The organism is Polaromonas sp. (assembly GCF_039932935.1).
Taxonomy (GTDB): domain Bacteria; phylum Pseudomonadota; class Gammaproteobacteria; order Burkholderiales; family Burkholderiaceae_C; genus Polaromonas.
The window spans coordinates 74297-95573 of the sequence record NZ_JBDTPB010000073.1 but is presented as its reverse complement, the minus strand read 5'-3'; the positions used below and the strand labels follow the sequence as shown (position 1 = coordinate 95573).

Annotated in this window: 21 protein-coding genes; 3 read left to right on the top strand and 18 right to left on the bottom strand. The window is 62.0% G+C overall.

The annotated features are described in order from the left end of the window. Positions 1-115: 115 nt before the first annotated feature. Genes ABI546_RS12950 through mutS form a run of 3 tightly spaced genes read right to left on the bottom strand, consistent with a single transcriptional unit; the run spans position 116 to position 4455 of the window. Entirely contained in the window at positions 116-952 is an 837-nt protein-coding gene (locus ABI546_RS12950; protein ID WP_348046995.1) for an alpha/beta hydrolase, read from the bottom strand. 3 nt (positions 953-955) lie between these two features. Next, positions 956-1783, bottom strand: coding sequence for a proteasome-type protease (locus ABI546_RS12945; protein WP_348046994.1), 828 nt, complete (start codon positions 1781-1783; stop codon positions 956-958). A 59-nt stretch (positions 1784-1842) separates the two neighbouring features. Further along, on the bottom strand, positions 1843-4455 hold the full coding sequence (gene mutS / locus ABI546_RS12940; protein WP_348046993.1) for a DNA mismatch repair protein MutS: 2613 nt from the start codon (positions 4453-4455) through the stop codon (positions 1843-1845). Between the two features lie 486 nt (positions 4456-4941). Here mutS and ABI546_RS12935 point away from each other — a divergent pair, with 486 nt between their 5' ends. Further along, on the top strand, positions 4942-5757 hold the full coding sequence (locus tag ABI546_RS12935; RefSeq protein ID WP_348046992.1) for a lysophospholipid acyltransferase family protein: 816 nt from the start codon (positions 4942-4944) through the stop codon (positions 5755-5757). 26 nt (positions 5758-5783) lie between these two features. Then, positions 5784-6560 (top strand): glycosyltransferase family 2 protein, encoded by a 777-nt coding sequence (locus ABI546_RS12930; protein ID WP_348046991.1) that lies wholly within the window; start codon positions 5784-5786, stop codon positions 6558-6560. Here the strand turns inward: ABI546_RS12930 and ABI546_RS12925 are convergent. The 15 genes from ABI546_RS12925 to ABI546_RS12855 all read right to left on the bottom strand — a co-directional run bounded on the left by ABI546_RS12925 (position 6557) and on the right by ABI546_RS12855 (position 20291). Continuing rightward, positions 6557-7339, bottom strand: coding sequence for a class I SAM-dependent methyltransferase (locus ABI546_RS12925; protein WP_348046990.1), 783 nt, complete (start codon positions 7337-7339; stop codon positions 6557-6559). The two genes, ABI546_RS12930 and ABI546_RS12925, sit on opposite strands and share 4 nt — an antisense overlap. Positions 7340-7354: 15 nt before the next feature. Next, entirely contained in the window at positions 7355-8089 is a 735-nt protein-coding gene (gene fabG, locus ABI546_RS12920; RefSeq protein WP_348046989.1) for a 3-oxoacyl-ACP reductase FabG, read from the bottom strand. After that, positions 8086-8610: a 3-hydroxylacyl-ACP dehydratase gene (locus ABI546_RS12915; protein ID WP_348047150.1), complete on the bottom strand. Its 525-nt coding sequence runs from the start codon at positions 8608-8610 to the stop codon at positions 8086-8088. The genes fabG and ABI546_RS12915 overlap by 4 nt, the downstream gene beginning before the upstream one ends. 5 nt (positions 8611-8615) lie before the next feature. Beyond that, positions 8616-9446, bottom strand: a complete 831-nt coding sequence (locus ABI546_RS12910; protein ID WP_348046988.1) for a beta-ketoacyl synthase chain length factor — start codon at positions 9444-9446, stop codon at positions 8616-8618. 7 nt (positions 9447-9453) lie between these two features. Continuing rightward, positions 9454-10647, bottom strand: coding sequence for a beta-ketoacyl-[acyl-carrier-protein] synthase family protein (locus ABI546_RS12905; RefSeq protein ID WP_348047148.1), 1194 nt, complete (start codon positions 10645-10647; stop codon positions 9454-9456). An 83-nt stretch (positions 10648-10730) separates the two neighbouring features. Next, complete coding sequence (locus ABI546_RS12900; RefSeq protein WP_348046987.1) at positions 10731-11402, bottom strand: phosphatase PAP2 family protein; 672 nt, start codon at positions 11400-11402, stop codon at positions 10731-10733. Continuing rightward, complete coding sequence (locus ABI546_RS12895) at positions 11399-12202, bottom strand: polysaccharide deacetylase family protein (protein WP_348046986.1); 804 nt, start codon at positions 12200-12202, stop codon at positions 11399-11401. Before ABI546_RS12895 ends, ABI546_RS12900 begins: the two co-directional genes overlap by 4 nt. Beyond that, a complete protein-coding gene (locus tag ABI546_RS12890) occupies positions 12195-14537 on the bottom strand; it encodes an MMPL family transporter (RefSeq protein ID WP_348046985.1) in 2343 nt (780 codons plus the stop codon). The genes ABI546_RS12895 and ABI546_RS12890 overlap by 8 nt, the downstream gene beginning before the upstream one ends. Beyond that, positions 14534-15133 (bottom strand): LolA-related protein, encoded by a 600-nt coding sequence (locus ABI546_RS12885; protein WP_348047146.1) that lies wholly within the window; start codon positions 15131-15133, stop codon positions 14534-14536. The genes ABI546_RS12890 and ABI546_RS12885 overlap by 4 nt, the downstream gene beginning before the upstream one ends. A gap of 49 nt (positions 15134-15182) precedes the next feature. After that, the gene (locus ABI546_RS12880) at positions 15183-16151 is read right to left on the bottom strand and encodes an acyl-CoA synthetase (RefSeq protein ID WP_348046984.1); all 969 of its coding nucleotides are present in this window, start codon (positions 16149-16151) and stop codon (positions 15183-15185) included. Beyond that, a complete protein-coding gene (locus tag ABI546_RS12875) occupies positions 16148-17833 on the bottom strand; it encodes an AMP-binding protein (RefSeq protein WP_348046983.1) in 1686 nt (561 codons plus the stop codon). Before ABI546_RS12875 ends, ABI546_RS12880 begins: the two co-directional genes overlap by 4 nt. Continuing rightward, positions 17830-18492 (bottom strand): hypothetical protein, encoded by a 663-nt coding sequence (locus tag ABI546_RS12870; protein WP_348046982.1) that lies wholly within the window; start codon positions 18490-18492, stop codon positions 17830-17832. Before ABI546_RS12870 ends, ABI546_RS12875 begins: the two co-directional genes overlap by 4 nt. A gap of 5 nt (positions 18493-18497) precedes the next feature. Then, on the bottom strand, positions 18498-18794 hold the full coding sequence (locus ABI546_RS12865) for a phosphopantetheine-binding protein (RefSeq protein WP_348047144.1): 297 nt from the start codon (positions 18792-18794) through the stop codon (positions 18498-18500). Positions 18795-18933: 139 nt separating this feature from the next. Then, a complete protein-coding gene (locus ABI546_RS12860; protein WP_348046981.1) occupies positions 18934-19884 on the bottom strand; it encodes an inositol monophosphatase family protein in 951 nt (316 codons plus the stop codon). A gap of 119 nt (positions 19885-20003) precedes the next feature. Next, positions 20004-20291, bottom strand: coding sequence for a DUF1330 domain-containing protein (locus ABI546_RS12855; protein ID WP_348046980.1), 288 nt, complete (start codon positions 20289-20291; stop codon positions 20004-20006). A gap of 103 nt (positions 20292-20394) precedes the next feature. Between ABI546_RS12855 and ABI546_RS12850 the strand changes: the two genes are divergently transcribed. Beyond that, positions 20395-21264, top strand: a complete 870-nt coding sequence (locus ABI546_RS12850) for a LysR substrate-binding domain-containing protein (RefSeq protein WP_348046979.1) — start codon at positions 20395-20397, stop codon at positions 21262-21264. Positions 21265-21277 lie beyond the last annotated feature (13 nt).

The following is a 21277-nucleotide window of genomic DNA, read 5'->3' as shown; positions in this document are numbered from 1 at the left end:
CCCGTTCGGGCTGAGGTATCGAAGCCTCTTGTGTGTTCCGGGGTGAAATGCAGGCTTCGATACCTCAGCCCGAACGGTAGGGATACCCAGCCTGAACGGTAGGGAAGGCCGCTGCTTATTCCTGGAAGTTCCTCAAAGCTGCCTCAACCGCAGCCGCCGTAGCCAACGGCTTCTCCATCGGAAACAGATGACTCCCATCGAGCATCATGATCCGTCCCTTGGTCACTTTCTCCGTCATGGCCATGCCCACTTGTTTCATTTCGGCCGATTGCCGGCCACCGATAAAACTGACGGGGCACTTGAGTGGGTGGCGCTTGAGCAGGCCATCCAGGTTATGGGGCAATGTGTTGTAGATCGCTGTTTCCACATCGCGGTCGAAGCTCAGCAGGCGTTCGCCTTCTTCGGCACCGTCGTGCGTGCCATGCTCGATGTAGTCGCGCAGCACCTGCTCGTCCCAGGCGGCAAATGCTTTCTTGCTGCGAAAGTGTTCGAAGACCTCGTCTTTTCCCAGCCATTGGTGCCGGCGTTTGCGGCTGACGGCGCCGGGGGAGAGGGTGCCGACCAGTTGCGCACGTTTGGCGACACTCAGCGCGGTGGCGCGCCAGCCACCGAGGACGGGTGAGTCAACCAGGACCACGCCCCCGACCGGGTGGCCGCCCAGCACCGGGTTGCGTGCCGCGCACATCAAACTTAAAAAGCCTCCAAGCGAGTGGCCCACCAGAAATGCCGGTTGACCGGATTTTTCAACCTCATGGGCGGTGAAGTCCGCCAGCTGCTGCACCAGGTGCGGCCAGTTGCTGGTCACGGGGTAGTGCGGATCGTGGCCGAACTTTTCGATGGCCTTGACCTGGAATCCGCGCGCTCTCAGGCTTTGGAAGACAACGCCATAGGTACTGGCCGGAAAGCTGTTGCCATGGGAAAAAATGACCAGCGGTTTTGTCGAAGCAGGCACGGCTTAAATTAACTTTTCTTCAGGCGTGGTGATTTTCTTCAGGGGCTCGTGGCGCACGGCCGGCATCTTCAGCGGGATGTCGGTGTGTGCATCGTCCCAAACCGGGTCTTCGATACTGTCGAACACTTCGCGCAGTTTCTGGCCCCAGCTGCTGTGCATCATGCGGTAATAAGGGTTGTCGTTGTCGATGCAGACGATCTTGTCGCTCTTGTAGGTGTCGGCTTCGTACACCACCAGATCCAGCGGCAGGCCCACCGAGAGATTGGACTTCATGGTGGAGTCCATCGACACCAGCACGCACTTGGCGGCCTCGGCCAGCGGCGTGGCGGGGGTCAGCACGCGGTCCAGCACTGGCTTGCCGTATTTGGATTCACCGACCTGGAAGTAGGGCGTCTCGTCGGTGGCTTCAATGAAGTTGCCGGCCGAATACATCTGGAAGAGGCGCATGTTCTCGCCACGAATCTGCCCGCCGAACACCAGCGAGACATTGAAGTCCACGTCGGCGTTTTTCAGTGCCTCGGCATCACGGTCATAGACGCGGCGGATCGCCGAGCCCAGCACGCGGGCGGCGTCGAACATGCTCTTGGCGTTCCAGATCGTGATGGGTTCGGCGCCTTCACGGTCTTTCAGTTGCTCGACCTGCAAAATTTCGCGAATCGATTGCGAGATCGACAGGTTGCCGGCCGACAGCAGCACCATGAAGCGGTCGTCGGGCTTTTCATAGACGATCATCTTGCGGAAGGTGCTGATGTGGTCCAGGCCCGCATTGGTGCGGGAGTCGGACAAAAACACGAGTCCGGCGTTGAGTTTGACAGCGACGCAATAAGTCATGAGGTGGTCTGGAAGTGTGGAGGACGTGGGGGAAGCTGGGGAAGTCGGGTTGCGCTGGTTCACGGTGCGATCGAAATTTTCTTCAGGCGGTACAGGGCATCGAGCGCTTCACGCGGGCTCAGTGCATCGGGGTCTATCGTACCCAATGCCTTCTCCACGGCGCTTTGCTCGGGCGCGGCTGATTCAGGCGGAGCGGCAAACAGGTCGACCTGTGCGCGCACTTCGGTCTGGTGGGCTTCGAGTGCATTGAGCGCGTGACGGGCGTGGTTGACGACAGCGGCGGGCACGCCGGCCAGCTTGGCGACCGCAATCCCGTAGCTTTTGCTGGCGGGGCCGGGCTCGATGTAGTGCATGAAGACGATGTCGGCGCCGGACTCGACCGCGCTCACGTGGACGTTGATGGCGCCGTGGTGCTGCGCCGGGAATTCGGTCAACTCAAAGTAATGCGTGGCAAACAGCGTGAAGGCCTGCGTCTTGTTGTGCAGGTAGGCCGCGATGCCGCCGGCCAGTGCCAGGCCGTCGAAGGTCGAAGTGCCGCGGCCGATTTCGTCCATCAACACCAGTGAATGGGGTGTGGCCGCATGCAGGATCTGCGCGGCCTCGGTCATCTCGAGCATGAAGGTGGACTGCGCGTTGGCCACGTCGTCGGCAGCGCCAATGCGGGTGTGGATGGCGTCGATGGGGCCGAGCCGGCAACTGGCGGCGGGAACGTAGGAACCGACGCTGGCGAGCAGAACAATCAGTGCAACTTGACGCATATAGGTCGACTTGCCGCCCATGTTGGGGCCGGTAATGACCTGCATGCGGTGCTTGCCGCTCATGCTGCTGTCGTTGGCAATGAAGGCACTGCCGCCGGTTTCGGCCAGGCGCGCTTCCACCACGGGATGGCGGCCCTGAACAATGTCGATGCAGGGCTCGCGCACAAACACCGGTGCGGCCCAGTTCAAGGTGAGCGACCGTTCGGCCAGGGCGCACAACGCGTCAAGCGATGCCAATGCGCGCGCCAGGCGGCTCAGCGCGGGGATGAAGTCCTGCAACTGGTCCAGCAACTGCTCATACAGCCATTTCTCGCGTGCCAGGGCGCGCTCTTGTGCCGACAGGGCCTTGTCTTCAAAAGCCTTGAGTTCCGGCGTGATGTACCGCTCGGCGTTTTTCAGTGTCTGGCGGCGGCGGTAGTCGTCGGGCACCTTGTCGAGTTGCCCTTGCGTGACCTCGATATAAAAGCCGTGCACTTTGTTGAACTGCACACGCAGGTTGGCGATGCCGGTCCGGGCCCTTTCGCGGCCTTCGAGGTCGAGCAGAAAGTCGTCGCAGTTTGTCTGAATGGCGCGCAGCTCATCCAGGTCGGCGTCGCAGCCGTGGTTAATGACGCCGCCGTCACGGACCAGTGCCGCCGGCTCGTCAAGCACATAACGGCCGAGCAACTCTCGGCAACCCGCTGGCGGCTGCAGGTCTTCAAAAATTTTAGTCAAAAGTGCCGGTAGCCCAATCAGGGCGGGCGCTACCAGCTCTGCTTTTTGTAGCGTGTCTTTCAGCGCTACCAGCTCGCGCGGGCGCACCTGGCGCAGCGCGATGCGGGCCGTGATGCGTTCCACGTCGCTGCAGCCCTTGAGTTTTGTGCGCAGGGTTTGCTGTGAGCCGCTGCGTAAATGTGTGATGGCTTCGAGCCGCGCGGCGGCCTGGGCGCGGTCGCGGCGCGGGGTGAGCAGCCAGCTTTTAAGTGCACGGCTGCCCATGCCGGTGGCGCAGGTGTCCAGCAATGAAAACAGCGTGGGCGAATCTTCGCCGCGCAGCGTCTGCGTGAGTTCGAGGTTGCGTCGCGTGGTTTGCGGCAGCTCGATCAGCTCCCCCGACCGCACTACCTGAAGGCCTTGCACGTGCGAAAGCGCCCGGCCTTGCGTGTGTTCGGCGTAGCCCAGCAGTGCCGATGCCGCTGCGTGAGCCTCGCCCAGCGCTTCGGCGTTCCAGGAGGCCAGCGACGCGACCTTGAGCTGGTCGAGCAGGCGGCGCGCGCCCAGCGCGGCGTCAAACTGCCAGGCCGGGCGGGCGGTGGAGGCGCAGCGCTGCGCTTTCAGGCGCTGCTCGAAAGCCGGTGTGACGTCGACGTTGTAAAGCAGTTCGCTGGGGGCCACGCGGGCCAGCCAGGCCTCGAGCTCGTCATTGGCGCAATGCGCCAGGTGAATCTCGCCTTGCGTCACACTGAGCCAGGCCAGGCCGCAGGTATTGCGCGTACCCTGGTGCACCGCCAGCAAAATCGATTCGGTTTTATCGTTCAGCAGTTCGGTGTCGGTCAGCGTGCCTGGCGTCACCACCCTCACTACTTTTCGCTCGACTGGTCCCTTGCTGGTGGCGACGTCGCCGACCTGCTCGCAGATGGCGACCGATTCGCCCAGCTTGATGAGCTTGGCGAGGTAGCCTTCGAGTGAGTGAAAAGGCACGCCCGCCATGACCACGGGCTCGCCTGCGGACTGGCCGCGCCGGGTTAAGGTGATGTCCAGCAGGCGCGAGGCTTTTTCCGCATCGGCAAAGAAAACTTCATAGAAGTCGCCCATGCGGTAGAAAACCAGGGTGTCGGGGTATTCCGCCTTGATGCGCTTGTACTGCGTCATCATGGGCGTGTCTTCTGCCGCTCCACCGGCAGCATTCTTGCGCGGAATTGTTTCTTTTTGCATCAATGACCTGGCGCGTTGCGCTTCTTCCTTTTTCGCATTTTTGCGGATTCAACCGTCCATCCTGGAAGCGGCGCCGGGATGGGGTTCACGCTCCGATTGTCCTTTACTCTCCGGCGCTTGCGACAGGGCTCAGCCTCTCTGCGCGAAAGCTGCGGCTGAAGATGGGGCGGCCCAAATCTTTACGCCGTAAATCAAACCGCCGAGGCGTCCCAAACGGTTCAGGACAACGGTAGACTTCATGGGCTTCTGCAGGCGCAACGATTGGCTGCGGCCACCGGATCCCGGCATTGACCTGTTTGCAATCTCGATCGGAGGGCTGGCGATGGGCAAGCCAAGCATGCCGTTCGCACTATGGGGCATTTTTCACGTGACTTTGGCTGAAATTTCTCGCATCCACGGCCAGTATGACGCTTCTCACGGCTAACATCCGGGATGTCGAAAGCGCGGAAACGCCCTCTATGCTAAAGCCACCTGCGAACTGCTTCAATGGAAAACAAATCTGACGCTGTGCTTGCCGACCCACCTCCACTGAATGCAGGCCGCAGGGCCGTACACGAGACTGCCCGACTGTGCCTGGGCTATCTGGTGCTGGTGGGGGTTAGTCTGACCGTCTCATTGCTGGCAATTCTCATGCGGCCGCTGTTGCCCAGGGTTTTGAGCCGGCGGTGGGGGCGCGTGCTTGTGGCTGCCAGCTTTCGGTCCTATCTGCGCCTGCTGGTGTTTATGGGAGCTTGCCGGTTCGATCTGACGGCGCTGGATGCCCTGCAGGCGGGCCCTGCGGTGATCATCGCGCCCAATCATCCCTCCCTGCTGGACGCCATCATGATCCTGTCCCGGTTGCCGAACGCTACCTGCATCATGAAAGCGGACATCGTGAACAACGTATTTTTCGGCGCCGGTGCGCGGCTGGTGGGCTACATCCGAAACACACCGCTGCGCACCATGGTGCAGCTGGCCGTCGCAGACCTGAGTCAGGGCAACAGCTTGCTGCTGTTTCCGGAAGGTACCCGTACGCGGCGGTTGCCCGTCGAGCGAATGCAAGGCACCACCAGCCTGATTTCGAAGTTTGCGGGTGTGCCGGTACAGACTATTTTCATCGAAACCGACTCGAAGTTTCTTGGCAAAGGCTGGTCCCTGCTCTGGACCCCTAAAATGCCTGTCACCTACCGTGTACGCCTTGGCAAGTGCTTTGAGCCTGCCAGTGACACGGCGCACTTTACAGCGGAGCTGGAGCATTACTTTCATGCCGAGCTGAAGCGCACGCCTTCATCCTCCGCAGCAGTCTCTTCCCCGCTGGCCTGAGCCGCACATACTTCAAGTTCCCCTCGATGAATGATTCTGTCCGAGACGGGCCCAGCACTCACCTGGTGCTGATCCCCAGTTACAACCCCGGCGTCAAGGTGGACGAAACCGTCCGCAGCGCGTTGGCGCAATGGTCACCCGTTTGGGTCGTGGTCGACGGCAGCACCGACGGCAGCGCCGACCGCCTGCTGGCAATGGCGGCGGGTGATGACCGTCTGCACGTGGTGGTGCTGCCGCGCAATGTCGGTAAGGGCGCTGCCGTACTGAGCGGTATTGAACTGGCTGCGGCCCAGGGGTTCACGCACGTGCTGACCATGGACTCCGATGGCCAGCACCCCGCTCACCTGATTCCGGAATTCATGGCGGCATCACAGGCCCAGCCCGCAGCCATGGTGCTCGGCGTGCCTGTGTTCGCTGCGGACGCGCCCCGTCTGCGTGTCAATGGCCGCAAGGTTTCCAATGGCTGGGCGGACCTGGAAACTCTGTGGGCCGGCATCGGAGACTCCCTGTTCGGCTTTCGTGTCTACCCGATAGCGCCGCTGCGCGAGGTGATGGCGGGGCAACGCTGGATGCGCCGCTTCGACTTTGACCCGGAAGCCGTTGTTCGCATGTGCTGGCGCGGCGTCAAGCCCATCAATTTGCCGGCCACCGTGAAGTACTTTCGCCCGGACGAGGGCGGGGTGTCGCACTTCAACTACCTGCGTGACAACCTCTTGCTCACCTGGATGCACTCGCGGTTGTTTCTTGGGTTTGTGTTGCGCCTGCCGCTGCTGGTGGCCAGGCGCCTATTTCAGCGGCCTTAAGCTGATGCGGCGGAGCCGGGCAGCGGCTTGATCGCCTGATACTCCGAAAAAACACCGGCTTCCAGGTGCTGCCTGGTCTGCGTCAGACCTGCTGCACGCAGCGTAGCCAGCACCTGTTCGGGCGGAACACAGGCCTCTATGCTGTCCCAGTAATAGCGCCAGATGGATGCGGTTTCTTTTTGCCGCGAAACGAGCCGCGTCAGCAGGGGAATCACGCCGCGCATGTAGGTTTTAAGCAGCCACCGGCCCCAGCTACTTTTTGCCTGCGTGATTTCAAGCACGCAGAGCCGGCCCCCGGGCTTTAGCACGCGCTCGAATTCTGCAAATGCCACGCCCAGATCGCTGATGTGGCGCAGGGCATAACCCATGCTCAAAAAATCGAAATGGTTGTCTGGAAACGGCAGCGATTCGGCCCGGCCTTCCACCAGCGCCATGGCTTTGGGCAGCTTGCTGGCAGCCATCATGCCGGGGCTGGGGTCCACGCCGGTCACCAGGGCAGGGTCGCCCGTCAACAGGCAGGCCTGCGCTGAAACCAACCCGGTTCCCACGCCCACATCGAGCACTTTCATGCCCGGCTTGAGGCCACCGCGAATCAGTGCATCGCGCCGATAACGGGAGCCGCTGCCCCAAGCCAGAATGGCTTCGATGCGGTCGTAGTCGGCTGCCGTGCTGTCAAAAATCTTGCGCAGATATGCCTGTCGGTCCTGCTCTGTCTTGTAATACTCGGTCAGGGGGGCATGGGGTGCATGCACGGTAGGGGTGATTTCGGGGGTAGCCATGGAATTCCTTGTTGTTTAAATCATGCCGCCGTTGACGGAAATAACCTGGCCGCTGATGTAAGCCGCCCGATCCGAAGCCAGAAAGCTCACGAGGTCTGCCACCTCTTCGGGCTTGCCGGCGCGCTTCATGGGCACCATCTGCGCAATCGCCGCAGCGTCAAAGCTGCCCTGGCTCATGGGCGTCGCGATGATGCCCGGTGCAACGGCATTGACGGTGATGCCGCGGCTGGCGACTTCCAGCGCGAGAGATTTGGTGGCCGAATGCAATGCACCCTTGGCCGCTGAGTAATTGACTTGTCCCCGGTTGCCCGTGACTGCGGCTACCGACGTGATGTTGATGACACGCCCCCAACGCGTACGGATCATGGGCATCATCAACGGCTGGGTGACATGAAAAAAGCCGTTGAGCGACACGTCGATGACCTGTTGCCATTGCCGCAGCTGCATGCCGGGAAACACCGCGTCGTCATGAATGCCGGCGTTGTTCACGATCACCTGGATCGGCCCTTGCAGCAAGAGCGTTTCCAGGGCGGTGGCGGTTGCGGCGGGTGCGGTGACGTCAAACGCCACGGCCTCGGCGAGGCCGCCTGAAGCCTGGATTGACGCGACCAGCGCCGACGCCGCCTCAAGGCCACGGTTGGCATGCACAAGGACATGGAATCCGTCGGCAGCGAGCTGCCGGCAAATGGCCGAACCGATCGCGCCGCTGCCGCCTGTGACCAGCGCGCGTTTGGGAGCGGGGGCGTTCATGGTTTTCCTCTGGATAGAGCGGTTGAGGTTTGAGCGGGTGCCTCCAGTATCACGACGGCGCGCCCCGACAGAAGCAGGGCAGGTCCCGCATGGACCGTGAAACCATACAAAATGCTGGCTGCATCACCGCTGCTGCGCTCGGCATGGATGGTCAGGTCGAGTTCGACGTCGTCAAGCCTGTCGACGTACAGGGTGACACCGCGAACGCTGACCAGGTAACCGTTGGTGCCTTCGGCGGCGCATGATCCCGGCACGGCAGCAGATTCGGAGATCAGTGCGCCGTGCACGGCCATGGCCTGTGCCGCGTATTCAATGCCGCATGCGGCCCCAAGCCGCCCATAGGCGCGCAGGGGGTTGTCGATGGCTCTGTGGCTGGTGGCTTGGCAAAAAATCTGGCTCTCGTCCCATGACGTCACCTGATCCAGCAGGCACATGCGGCCCTGATGGGGAATGCGACGCATAATCTCGCCGTGCTCCAGCGCCGGCGGAGCGCTGATCATTGGGGTGGGTATCAGTGCCATAAGAGTCATGGGGCCACCTGAAGGGTGAGCTGCAGGCCCTCAAGGTAGTCCAGCACAACGCGGCTGCTCCGCTGCCGTGCCGTGCTCCACAGCAAGGGCAGGCAACGCGCTGCTGGAATGTCTGTACGCATTTTCTCAAGCGCCGCGTCGGCCAGCCGGTCTGCCGGCAATGCCGTCAGGCAGTCGCCGGGTTCCAGTGTCCATTGCGCCTGGCTGCGTTCGCTGCGGCAAGGCGCCAGCACCAAGGCCAGACCGAAGGTGTCGGGAATGGGGCGCGTGCTGTGCAGCGGCTCGGGGTAATCGGTGTCGTAGGCCACGAGCAGCACGGGTATCTGTTCCGTCGCTACCAGGGTCATGGCTTCGAGCAGGCCCGCGGCAAAGCTCGCGTCACGCGCGCAAAGCACCGACGAAGAAGCCATCGAACTGCTTGAGATGCTCCAGTATCCGGAGGCGGCGTTGTGCACGGAGTTATGAAAACGCGTGGGCGAGATCAGCCGGTCGCTGGACGCCAGCGCGCTGCAGATTTCATGGCAATTGACGGCGTCGCCACTCGACGACGAGAAGACGGAAATTAAAGAGGCAGCCTCCAGCCCGGATGCCGCAATGGCCTCTTCGCTCACCCCCAAGGCCACCTTCACGACGGCGCCCGCCCGGCGGCGTTCGGCCTGGGGCAATGCCATGGGGGCGGGCAGCACGCAGCGCACAGGCTGGTAAGGGGCACTGCCCTTGAATTGCTCACGCCCTTGCGCCCAGCTGACCAGTCCCGGGCCCAGCAGCCCGACACCGTCCACGAAGGCGGTCAAGGTCTGCGCTGGGCTGGATTTCAGATATGTCATGTCGGGATCAGCCGGCAAGGCCAAAAATGAGGCTGCAGTTGGTGCCGCCAAAACCAAAGGAATTGCTGAGTACAAATTGCGGAGCGATCTCCTGGTTGTCTGTCAGGTAGCCGACGGGTAAGTCGGGATCGCACGCGGTGGTGTTGATGCCGCCGGGCTTGAAGCCGTTCTGCAATGCGAGCGCGCAGATCACGGCTTCAATCCCGCCTGCAGCGCCGAGGGTGTGGCCGGTGGCGCCCTTGGTAGAGCTGCAGGGCGTTCCGTTGCCGAACACGCCTGATACGGCTTTGGCTTCTGCGGCGTCGTTGCTGGGCGTGGCCGTGCCGTGCAGGTTGATGTAGTCGATCGCGGCCGGGGCAAGGCCGGCCATGGCCAAGGCCTGCTCCATGGCCAGCCGGGCGCCCAGGCCTTCGGGGTGCGGCGAGGACATGTGATGGGCGTCACTGGACTCGCCAACACCCCACAAGAGCACGTCGCCGGGAGTGGGTTGCGCCGATGCAGGTTCCAGCAATATGAAAGCCGCGGCTTCGCCAATGGAAATGCCGTCTCGCGCGGCGTCGAATGGCCGGCAAGCCTGCGTGGAAGTCAGGCCCAGCGAGTTGAACCCATACAAGGTGGTCAAGCACAGCGAGTCGACGCCGCCCACCACCGCGGCATCGATCAGGCCCGCTTGCATCATCCTTCGCGCCGACCCGAACACCTTGGCGCTTGAAGAGCACGCTGACGAAACCACCACCGCGGGGCCCGTCAGCCCCAGATAGTGGCGTGTGAAGTCGGCCACGGAAAATGTGTTGTGTGTTGTTCCGTAGATGAAGTCGGGGGGAAGGGCGCCGCTCACCGGGTCGCGCCTTCGGTAGGCCAGTTCTGTCTGAAGAATGCCCGACGTGCTGGTACCGATAAAAACCCCGACGCGACTCGCACCGTATTTTTCAGCGGCAGCGGCAACGGCCTGGGAAAAACCGTCCTGCTGGAGTCCCATCAACGCGAGCCGGTTGTTACGGCAATCGAAGCGGGCCCACTGCGCGGGAAGCCGCACGTCGTCAACGCCGGCGACTTCGCCCACAAAAGTTGGCAAGTCGACCGTGTCGAAGCTGGATGGCGCGAGCCCGCCCCGCCGCGCACGCAGTGCGTCAAGAGTTTGCACAAGACCGCAGCCTATGCTACTGGTCGCAGTGAAATGGGAAAGCCGAAGAGGGTACAGAGAAAAGCCTGTCTGAAAGAAAAGGACACTTTAGCAAAACAAGCCGGCAGATTCGGCGTGCCCGCCTTGCCGGACACCAGCTGTTACCTGCCTGCGATGCGCCGTTGGTGAAGAAAGAGGGACAGCCACGCTGCCAGTCCCCCGAGCAGTATGCCTGCGAAGACATCTACTGCGACATGCTGCCGCGTGGCTAACGTTGAATAGGCAATGCCGAAACACCAGATGGCATTCACCGTCAGCAACCATGAGGGTACGGTAAACCGGATCAGCAGGTAGTGCAGCCAGATGCCTGAAAAAACCGCTGTCGCAACATGCAGAGATGGACAGGCATTGCCCGCGGTATCCATGTTTTTCAGGAAAAGCATTTCAGGGTATTTCACCCAATCGATATCTGCTGGAGGGGTGGCCGTGGGCCAAAAGTAAAACACCAGCAGGCCCGCCAGGCAGGTCAAAGCAATCGCACCACCATATCGCAGCAGTTCACTTCGGTCACTGAAGAACAGCGGAGGCAATGAAACATAAACCCACAGCGAAAGATACACAGGCAGGGCCAGCGGCTCAAAGCCGATGAGGCGGTCGGGCCACGTCAGCGGCATCACCACAATCGGAAATGCCGGGTGCTTGAGCAGATAAAAATAGGCACCGAAAAAGACGGCGATGAAAGCCATGGTTCCAATGCCTTTGAGGTAAAAGTGCTGGAAGATGACACGCCCGATCTGGGGCCACGGACTTTGCCGGGACGGAGTTGGCTTCATGTGATGGCCTGTCGCAGGGTGACGGTGCGCAAGCCTGCCGCCGCGATGGATTCCAGCAAAGCCGGCAGGACATCCAGGATGACCGGAACACCTTGGGGTGTACGTGCTGCATTTCCGTCATGCAACAGCAAAATGGCACCGGCCTGTAGCCCGGCAGTGAGTTTGTCTTTGACGCGTCCGGGATCGCCGACACGCGTGTCGAAGCCGCGAGCGGACCAGCTGGCGAGCTTCAAGCCGAGCCGTGCCAGCACGGGATCCAGAAAGGGATTTCGCAGGCCGGCGGGCGCGCGAAAGAAAAGGGGCCGCTGACCGGTCAATTGGGTCAAGGTGTCCTGTGCCGCCTGCAGCTCGCGCAACATGCTGCGTGGGCCGGTCAACGCAAACCAGTGGCGGTGGTTTTGGCTGTGGTTTTCCACGGCGTGCCCGCGCCGCGTCAGCTCCCGGCATAGTTCGGGGTAGCGGGATGCCTTCTCCCCGACACAGAAAAAAGTCGCGCGAACCGCGTACCGGTCGAGCACGTCCAGAACCTTCGGGGTGACCAAAGGGTCAGGCCCGTCGTCAATGGTCAGGGCGACTTCCCGTCTGGCAGCAGCGGCTTCGGGCAGGCGCGTCCAGTTGGGGCCCAGCCACCGGCTGCGAGGCCACATTCCCACAGCAGTGAGAAGCAGGTGATTAAGGATCACGGCGGTGAGCGGCCAACGCCATTGACCGGGATCAATCACAACAGCGACAAGTGCAGCCGCGTGCAATGCGAGACTTGCACGTATCAGGATGCTGGGCTTCCAAATGAAGTCAGGCATGCGGTTTTCTGGCAAAAATTGCCGCGTAGATCAGAGCCAGAATGACGCCAGGGGCGACGGTGACGCCCATGGCCTGCAGGATAGACACCTTGGAAAAAGCCAGCAGCCCGAAACCCGCAACGGTGGTCAGATTGGCCAGTAGCATGGAAGCCAGCGTCCGCGGCGCCACCGGGGCACTGGGATTGGGCCGGTCAAAAAACAGGGCGTAGTTGGAGCCCACTGCCACAACTAGCAACAGCCCGACCAGATGCAAAAGGATCAATTGCTGGCCCAGCAGCGCCAGCCCCGCCGTCACCGTGATGACCGCGGCCGCCAGCGGTGCAATGATCCGCAGCACGCGTGCGAATGACCGGAAAACTACCAACAGCAAGGCGACAATGACGGCCAGACCTCCCAGCGATAGCATGATCGCCTCGCGCAGATAACTGGAGTACAGGTGGTCTGACTCGCTCTTCATGTCGACGAAAAGCACCCCGGGCAGGGCCTTGGCAGCCAGCGCGTTGCGAATGACGTGTGCGTCAATGTTGCGCCCCTGAGGCGCTGTCAGCGGCAATAAAGCACTCCAGCGGCTTTCTTTGCCGATAAGCAACGCGGACAGCGCCATCGCCATGGAGGTTTTTTCAAGGTCGACCGGCTGCAACAAGGGCTGATTGCGTGCGGCGGTGACGTCAGCCGTGAAGGGCGCGAATACCTCCGCGCGCACTGGCAGGCCTTTTGTTGCCTGCGCCATTCGTGCCTGCAGAACCTCAGCCGGGGGCAAACTGGCCTGGCGGGCGCGTTGCGTGGCAAGGCTTGGAAGGTAACGGCTGGGGCTTTCAAACGCGGCGATCTCGCCGCGCTCGACCTGTGCCTGGAGCAGGCTGGAAACCTGCTCGGCGGTTTGCAGCACTGCCTCACGGTTGGCGCCGGAAACCACGACCACATACCGTACGCCAGGCGCCCCCATGTCCGCGCGCAACCTTTCGTCCAACGCCACATCGGCTTGGGAAACGGGGCTCAGCGAAGATATCTTGTCATTGAACAGACTGTCGTGGTGCATCGCAAGGATGGCACAGGCTGCCGCCAGCAGGGCCACGGCGGCCCATCGCAGAGACGTCGCACGCTGCACCAGTCTGCCCAGCAGATGACCGATGGCCGACACATCGTGAATACGAAAGTGACGCGGCAGCAGATGAGGCAGGACGTAGCGGGTCACCGCGGCCGCCACGACAAGGCCGGCAATCGAATACAGGCCGAGTTGTGCCAGCCCCGGGAAACCCGAAAAGAGGAGGGAGGCGAAGCCTGCGATGGAAGTCAGAACGCCGAGGCGGATGGTAGGCCAGAAGCGCTTGACCCAGTGCGACTGATCCCTGTCGTCTTCGGACTGCACAAAAAGATAAATGGAGTAGTCCACTGCCTCGCCGATCAGGGCCGTGCCAAAGCCCAATGTGATGCCGTGCACCGAGCCGAACCCCAGGCTGACCACGGCAACCCCTGCCAGTGCGCCGGTCACTACGGGCACAAAACCCAGCACCAGCGCGCTGACGGAGCGATAAACCAGCAGCAACAGTGCTGCGATCAACACCACGCTGATCATTGAGAGGTGGCTGACCTGGCTCTGGATGGTTTCGCGGGATGTGACCGAGAACACGCCGGGGCCCGCCATGACGACGCTGGCGCCGCTCGCGGTACCGCCAGCTGCGTTGAACGCCTGATGAATCGCCTCCATGGCACGTTGCTGGGCGTCCGTGTCAGACCCTGCGGCTTGCGTTTGCAGCAGCAGCAAGGCTCGTTGGCTGTCTTTCGAGGCCCAGGCACCATAGGCCTGATTCGGCTGGCTGCCGCTGTTGAGCTGGCCCAACAATTGCACCATTTCGCCCGTAGGATCGCGCGGCAGCAAGGCCTTCACCATCAGACCTGCGGGCGAAGCCAGCAGTTCAATGCTGTCGCCGAGGGCTGCATGCAGGCCGTCTGCGCTGAAGCGCTCCGGCGTGACCGACGGGCTGAGCAGGTAGCGGTTTGTCAGCAGGAAGTTGCGATCACGCTCGACATTGACAGGCTCGCCGTTGGACACACTGGCAAAGGCTGGATCGGTGCGGAGCTGCTGCGCGATTTTTTTGGAAAGTTCTGCGCGCTGGGGCGCATCGGAACCTTCTATTCCCACCAGGATAAGCCGTGAAGCCAGCCCTTCGGTCAGCTGGTCCATCAGCAGTTGCTGCTCGGGTGTCGGTGTGCGCGGCAAGAACGCCGACAGGTCGGTGGTGAAATGTGTGCGGGCGATGACAACGCCACAACCGATCAGGAAAACCAGCCATAGCGCAATGGCCGTGATGCGGCCGCGTGCGCCGTTTGTCACGGGGCAGCCACTTGTTCGATGGTCATTGTGGAGCTGTCGCCATCGGCCTGCGCGATGTCGATGGTGCGTAACTGGTCACGCACACCCGTGATCCGGATGCGCTGGATCACGGCCTGCATTTTGGGATCAAGGGGCAGCAACTGCAGGGTCCAGCGCTCAGCTGTTCCTTCCAGGCTGAGCCGGTAGTTGCGCTCCAGCGCGTTGCGGTCACCTGCCAGGGTGCCCCGGATGCTCTCGATGAACGCCGCCAGCTCCGGGTAGGCCTGAAGCCGCAGCTGATATTTTTGCTTGCCGCGTTCAATCACCAGTTCTGTGCCATTGATCACCATGGATTCGGGCTTGGGCTTGAGTGTCTTTTTTTCGAGCCGGTCGGGCGCGGTGTAAAGCAACTCTCCTGACGACTCCACCGGCTTGTCGAGCATCGCGATATTTTTCCTTTCGACAAAGGTGGCGCGCCCTGATTTGCTTTGGGCCAGCGAATCCATCAGTTGCTGGATGTCCCAGGCGGCTTGAGCTGCGGGGCTCAATGCGGCGAGGGCCATTCCGAGCAGGACTGCAGCCAGCACGCGGCCAGCGTGCGGCTGCCAACGCATCATGCGAAGTGAAAGCGAGGTCAAAGCGGTTGGCTGAAGGTCTGTCATATGTTCAGGAGTTTTGTTCAGGGCGGCCGGTGTGTTGCGGCGTGCTTCGCCAGAAATCAAAGAAGTTGAACCAGTTATAAGGCGCGATGCGGCAGTATTGCGCCATGAGCGCAGCATAGCGTGTCATGGCGGATTGCACTGCGACTGTGCGCCCGCGCGGCGGCAGCGCAGAAAAGTCGGCCAGCGGCTCGAAGTGAATGTCATAGCGATTGCCGCCGCGGTACAGGCCGGTCATGAACAACACCGGGCGCTTCAGGATGGCCGCCATGCGAAAAGGCCCCAGCGGCAGGCCAGCTGCGTCTCCCAGGAATTCGATCAAATGGGTGTCGTCGTTGCCCAGCGAACGATCGCCCAGCATGCCAACCACGGCGCCCTGATCCAGCAGCTCGTGCACCTTGATCATCGAGTCGATGTGCCCCAATGCCACGACATCCATCTCCGCTTTGGGATTGATGGCGCTCAAAGCGGCGTTGATCTTGCGCGCGTTTTCCTCGTACATCACCATGGCGATGCGCAAGCCGGGCTGCTGGCGACCAATGGCACGCAAGACTTCAAAGCTGCCCATATGCGCGCCAATGAGGAACACGCCTTTGCCGTCCGCCACCACCTGATCGATCAAGGGCTGGTTGTGCACACGGATGTCAAAAAGCTCGAAGCGGTCGTTGAGCAGGTAAACACGGTCGTGAATGGTGGACGCGAAACTCAGGAAGTGCTGGAACAGGTGACGCCAGCCCACCGCAGCGGGGGAGGGCAGGTCAAGCACGCGGCGCAAGTAGTTGCGTGACATGCGGCGCGCCGCCGGTGCAAAAGCAAGAAAATAGGCTGCGATCCCGTAGAGGACGATGCGACTGGTGCTGCGGCCCATGTTCAGCGAAATCCAGGTCATGACGCGCAACATGAAACCGCTGCTGCGCTCGGGCACCTTCTGCCATTCGGCTCCCGATTTTGCGTTCGCTCCGTGTGCTGCGTTCATGGGGACGGCGACAGCACCAGCGTGCCTGTGGCGACTTTCCGGTCGCCGCTGCAAATGTCAAAGCGCGTGCCGCCAGAGGCCGTGTTCGTGCAGGAAATTGTCAATGTCTCACCTGGGCCCACGGGACTGAGGAATTTCGCCGAGCTGATCTGGCAGATATCCGCAGGGACTGTGGCGCCTGCCGAACCAGGGGTGCCACGCGCTTGCCGCACGGCGTGCAGCGCGGCGTCGAGCAGCAGCACGCCCGGAACGATCGGCGAGCCAGGGAAATGCCCGGCAAACGCTGGATGGTCAGGCTCAATGGAAAAGCGGGTTTCCATCGGAGACAAAGGCCTCTTTTGAAGGTGTTCGCGGGCCAACGCAGCCAGCATATCTCGGGGTAATTTACCGGTGCTGTTGCGGGGCAATGCGTCCAGCAGCACCAGCGGCCGTGGGATAAAAATGGCATCGACACGTTCCCGCAGCGCCGCGAGCAAGGTCGGTGCCGTCAGGCCCGGGGCCACCACAAAAGCCATCAGCCGAACCACGGTGTCGCCGGGGCCGTCGTCGGGCATGAAAAAGGCGCCGTCCATCACGCCCGGTATGGCGTGGAGCTGGTGGTTCAGGTAGCCCAGAGAACTTCGTTTTCCTGCGATATTGATCAGGTCGGCGGTGCGGCCATGGAGGATAAAGCGTGTTTCTGACAGCGATTCAAGTTCGTCGGCCAAAGGGGTGGATTGATCGATATGGCCGCCCGAGGCCCAGGTTTGCCCCTGCTTGACACTCAATGTGACGTCTGGGAAAAGCGTCCACGCCTCGTCCTGGGTCATGCGCCTCGTGGCGATTTGTCCGGTTTCGGTGGATCCGTAGATTTCCAGCAGCGGGGCCTGTAGGCGCTCCTCGGTGGCCAAAGCCAGCTGCGGTGGCAAGGGTGCCGTGGCGGACAACAGCTGATCGGTCTTTGGAATATCCAGTCCTGAGGACATCAGCGCTTTTAGATGCACCGGTGTGGTCACCAGCATGCGGGGGCGCCCGCTCTCAGCCAGCGCGGTGCAGATATCAGCGGGATAAAAAGGGTGAGCGGCCACCAAAATGGCACCGCTTTGCAGGGGCAGCAACACCGTGGATTCAAAACCGAACATATGTTGCGGCGGTACGGTCGCCACGATGCTGTGCTTGCGGCCATCAAGCAGGCCGAGCCGGCCGGCTTCCGCCCGCGCGCTGCGGACCAGCCCACCCCAGCTTTTGCGGTGCGCCACGGGCGTGCCGGTAGAACCGGAGGTGAACATGATGGTGGCAATTCGCGACGCGGGAATCTGCGGGACCTCGTAGGGCGCCACGCTTGCGGTGTCTGGCGAACGGGGAGGCATCGCATCCGCCCAATGCAGCAATGGAAGCGTAAAGCTCTGTGGCTGGTCCGCCAGGCAAAACACATCCGGCGCGAAGCTGCGGACCTGTTTCACCATTTCTGGTGTCAGCGTGGGCGGCAGCAGGCTGATCTTGTCGGCCAGCAGTGCGGCCGCCATGCCGACAGCAAACCGGTAACGGTCCGCGCAGACATTGAGTACATGTTTACCTGCCGGCAGGGCCGCCGCAAGCTGTCTCACGTCGGCCAGAAAATGCCCGGCGGTGACGGTCTGGCCATGGCCGCAAGCCACAACATCATCTGCCTGGGTATGGGCGATCAGCGGAAATGTCGTCATGGCCGGCGTGCGCGGTTTTCGGCGGAAGCCTGCCGATAAGCGCGAATCGACTCCAGCGGGCCGGCACGGTCTTCAACCGGCAACGTGTGGCAGCGAACCAAATACTCGCCCGCAAACATCAGTCCGAGCAGGGGCATGCCCAGCAGGTTGGCAAACGTGGACCAGACATAGACGGGAGCAAGCCAGAAGAGCAGCAGGGAAAGCCCCGCCACGCTACCGAAATAAAGCGCCCAGGCCCAGGTGACAGAGCGTGTGTAGGAAACCAGTGCGGGCGAGAGTTCGCCATGCACGATGCGGGCAAATTGCGAAATCATCGGTGTTTGTCCCTGTACCAGTGTTCGGCCGAAGGTTCCGCACAGCAGGGCGTACATGCCCGCATGCTGCAGCAGGAAGACCCAGTTGTAGTGGGTAATCAGCCACTGCCGGGCAAGATAAAACCCGAAACAAGCCACCCCGCAAAGAGCGAGCATGGTGGTGCGTTGTGGTGAACGCCAGGCCAGAACAAAGGCAAGTCCCAGCAGCGGAAGCACAGCGACCAGGGCTTCAAGCAGGCCGGGCGTCGCCGAGGCGGCGGCCAGATGGGAGAGCACGGCGTAGCCGACTCCCAGGGCCGCAATACCGCCCCAGCGACAGGCTTGGGTAAACCGTGTCGCCAGCACGCCCTTCACTGGGTTCGCTGGGCGGCAATGTGGTCGCCCAGGCTTCGCAGCGAATGAAAAATGGCGTGGTTGTCTTCGTGGTCCGCCCTAAGTTGCAGGCCATAGCGCTTGGAAACCACCAGTGCAATTTCGAGAATATCGATGGAGTCCAGCCCCAGCCCGTCGCCATACAGCGGTTCGTCGGGTTTTACGTCGCCCGCGCTCACCTCGAGATTGAGGGCGCTCACCACCAGTTCCGCGACCTCGCGCAGCAGGGCTTCATCAGCCGATTTGGAGGAAGCTTTTAAGGTGGATTCAGGCATGGTCATGGTGGAGTATGAAGCTGTTCGGAGCAGGGCGGGCGCATTACGCGTCAGTCTGTGTTGAGCGGAAATTTTAGCTGAGGCGCAGCGGTATCCATCGCCGCGGCACGCCGGCGATGTCCGCTGTTGGAAGGGCGCATCAGACGCTGTCAGGGCGCACCGCGGGGGTCTTGACTTTTCGGGCGGTGAGGGTCGGTTTATCTGCAGGCGGGGCGTCGGCAACGGTCTCGCCGCTGGATGTGTCCTGCAAAGCCTGGCGCACTGTGGCCTTGTCGCCGGCGCCGGCGAATTTGCTGTATTTGCCCAGGGTGGTGACCAGCTGGCCATAAATACGTGGGTTGCCGGCCACGCATTCACCGTGGTCCATGAAGTCAGCCTCGCCCGTGAAGTTGCCGATCAGGCCGCCGGCTTCGGTCACCAGCAGCGAGCCGGCTGCAACGTCCCAGGGCTTGAGGCCGGTTTCGAAAAATCCGTCGCTGAAGCCCGCGGCAACATAGGCCAGGTCGAGCGCGGCCGCACCCGGGCGGCGCACGCCAGCGCACTGGCTCATCACTTCACCGAGCATGTTGAGGTAGCTTTTGAGCTTGTCACCGGGGCGGTACGGGAAGCCGGTCGAGATCAGGCATTCCTGCAGCCGGGTGCGTTTGGCCACGCGGATGCGGCGGTCGTTCATGTAAGCGCCGCGGCCCTTGGTGGCGCAGAAGATGTCGTTGCGGGTGGGGTCGTACACCACAGCCTGCTCGACCTTGCCCTTGACGGCCAGCGCGATGCTGACGCAATAGACCGGAAAGCCGTGGATGAAGTTGGTGGTGCCGTCCAGCGGGTCGATGATCCAGACGAAGTCGGAGTCTTTGGCGCCATGCTCGCTGCCAGATTCTTCGGCGAGGATGCCGTGGCCGGGATAGGCGGTCAGCAGCGTTTCGATGATCGCCGCTTCGGCCGCCTGGTCGATTTCGGTGACGAAATCGTTGGTCTGCTTGACCGACACGCGGACCGATTCGACGTCGAGCGCCGCGCGGTTGATGATGGCGCCGGCAGCGCGCGCAGCCTTGATGGCCACGTTGAGCATGGGATGGAGATTGCTGGACATAACTTGTAGGGAAGAACGGGAAAAACCGGCGCTGGCGATGCGGGCGGCGGGCAATCTGCGTATTTTCCCATAAACCCCGATACCGTTCCCCCAGAGACCGATATCGCGTGCGCCCAGCCCTAGGCGCCTTCGACGATCAGAAAATCCGCGTCGGCATGCTGCTGGCGTATGGCTTTGGCGGCTTGGTATTCGGGGCTGGCGTAGCAGGCTTTGGCGGTGGCCAGATCGGCGTATTCCACGACCACGTTGCGCTCGCGCGAGCTGCCTTCCATGCATTCGTACGCGCCGCCGCGCACCAGAAAGCGCGCGCCGAATTTCTCAAAAGCCGGCCGTGCCGCGGCCAGGTAGGCGGGGTATTGCGCCTCGTTGTGCACGGACACGCGCACGATCCAGTAAGCCTTTGCCATCGTTGTTCCTTGTGGGTTGAGTGATCAAAGGCTGGACGATACGCGTGACAGATCATTTTTAAAAATGAATAATAAAGATAAATAACATCTAAATAAGAGATTTATGGATTTGAGCGATCTGGTGATCTTTCGGGCGGTGGTGGAGGCCGGCGGCATCACGCGTGCGGCTGAGCGGCTGCACCGCGTGCAGTCCAACATCACGACACGTATCCGCCAGCTGGAGGAAAAACTGGGCGTGGCACTTTTCATCCGCGAAGGCAAGCGCCTGCACCTGTCGCCGGCGGGGCAAACCCTGCTGGCTTATTCAGAACGGCTTCTGGCCCTGGCCGACGAGGCGCGTGAAGCCGTACAAGACGGCAAGCCGCGCGGCCCTTTTGTGCTGGGCGCGATGGAAAGCACGTCAGCCGTGCGCTTGCCCGGCCCGCTCAGCGACTTTGTGCGGCAGTACCCCGAAGTCAAACTGGCGCTCAAGACCGGCAACCCGCAGCAGTTGGCCTTTGGCGTGCTGGCCGGAAACATGGACGCCGCGCTGGTGACCGGGGCGATTGCCGACGGTCCGTTTGAGCGTGAGCCGATTTACAGCGAAGACTTGGTGATCGTTGCGAGCGCCGGGCATCCCGCGATCACGTCGGGGGCCGCTGAGGGTTTAGCGCCGCCCCGCGCCATCGTGGCTTTTGAACCCGGCTGCCCGCACCGCGCCCGGCTGGAGCAGTGGTACGCCGGAAAAAACAGCATGCCGGTGCAGACCATCGAGATCACGTCCTATCACGCCATGCTGGGCTGTGTGGTGGTGGGCATGGGCATTTCGCTGGTACCGCTTAGCGTGCTGGCGACCTTTCCGGAGCGGGCGCGCTTGAGCGTGCATGCACTGCCGCCCGGCAGCGACTGCGCGCAAACCGACCTCATCTGGCGCAAAGGCGCTATGTCGCCCAAGATCCGGGCCCTGATCCAGGTCCTGAAGCCGCCGGCATAGGACAATCCAGCTC

Excerpts from the sequence above, each read along its gene's own strand:
- ABI546_RS12945 (WP_348046994.1), bottom strand. The coding sequence starts at position 1,783 with ATGACTTATTGCGTCGCTGTCAAACTCAACGCCGGACTCGTGTTTTTG.
- mutS (WP_348046993.1), bottom strand. The coding sequence starts at position 4,455 with ATGCAAAAAGAAACAATTCCGCGCAAGAATGCTGCCGGTGGAGCGGCA.
- ABI546_RS12935 (WP_348046992.1), top strand. The coding sequence starts at position 4,942 with ATGGAAAACAAATCTGACGCTGTGCTTGCCGACCCACCTCCACTGAAT.
- ABI546_RS12930 (WP_348046991.1), top strand. The coding sequence starts at position 5,784 with ATGAATGATTCTGTCCGAGACGGGCCCAGCACTCACCTGGTGCTGATC.
- ABI546_RS12925 (WP_348046990.1), bottom strand. The coding sequence starts at position 7,339 with ATGGCTACCCCCGAAATCACCCCTACCGTGCATGCACCCCATGCCCCC.
- fabG (WP_348046989.1), bottom strand. The coding sequence starts at position 8,089 with ATGAACGCCCCCGCTCCCAAACGCGCGCTGGTCACAGGCGGCAGCGGC.
- ABI546_RS12915 (WP_348047150.1), bottom strand. The coding sequence starts at position 8,610 with ATGGCACTGATACCCACCCCAATGATCAGCGCTCCGCCGGCGCTGGAG.
- ABI546_RS12910 (WP_348046988.1), bottom strand. The coding sequence starts at position 9,446 with ATGACATATCTGAAATCCAGCCCAGCGCAGACCTTGACCGCCTTCGTG.
- ABI546_RS12900 (WP_348046987.1), bottom strand. The coding sequence starts at position 11,402 with ATGAAGCCAACTCCGTCCCGGCAAAGTCCGTGGCCCCAGATCGGGCGT.
- ABI546_RS12895 (WP_348046986.1), bottom strand. The coding sequence starts at position 12,202 with ATGCCTGACTTCATTTGGAAGCCCAGCATCCTGATACGTGCAAGTCTC.
- ABI546_RS12885 (WP_348047146.1), bottom strand. The coding sequence starts at position 15,133 with ATGATGCGTTGGCAGCCGCACGCTGGCCGCGTGCTGGCTGCAGTCCTG.
- ABI546_RS12880 (WP_348046984.1), bottom strand. The coding sequence starts at position 16,151 with ATGAACGCAGCACACGGAGCGAACGCAAAATCGGGAGCCGAATGGCAG.
- ABI546_RS12875 (WP_348046983.1), bottom strand. The coding sequence starts at position 17,833 with ATGACGACATTTCCGCTGATCGCCCATACCCAGGCAGATGATGTTGTG.
- ABI546_RS12865 (WP_348047144.1), bottom strand. The coding sequence starts at position 18,794 with ATGCCTGAATCCACCTTAAAAGCTTCCTCCAAATCGGCTGATGAAGCC.
- ABI546_RS12860 (WP_348046981.1), bottom strand. The coding sequence starts at position 19,884 with ATGTCCAGCAATCTCCATCCCATGCTCAACGTGGCCATCAAGGCTGCG.
- ABI546_RS12855 (WP_348046980.1), bottom strand. The coding sequence starts at position 20,291 with ATGGCAAAGGCTTACTGGATCGTGCGCGTGTCCGTGCACAACGAGGCG.
- ABI546_RS12850 (WP_348046979.1), top strand. The coding sequence starts at position 20,395 with ATGGATTTGAGCGATCTGGTGATCTTTCGGGCGGTGGTGGAGGCCGGC.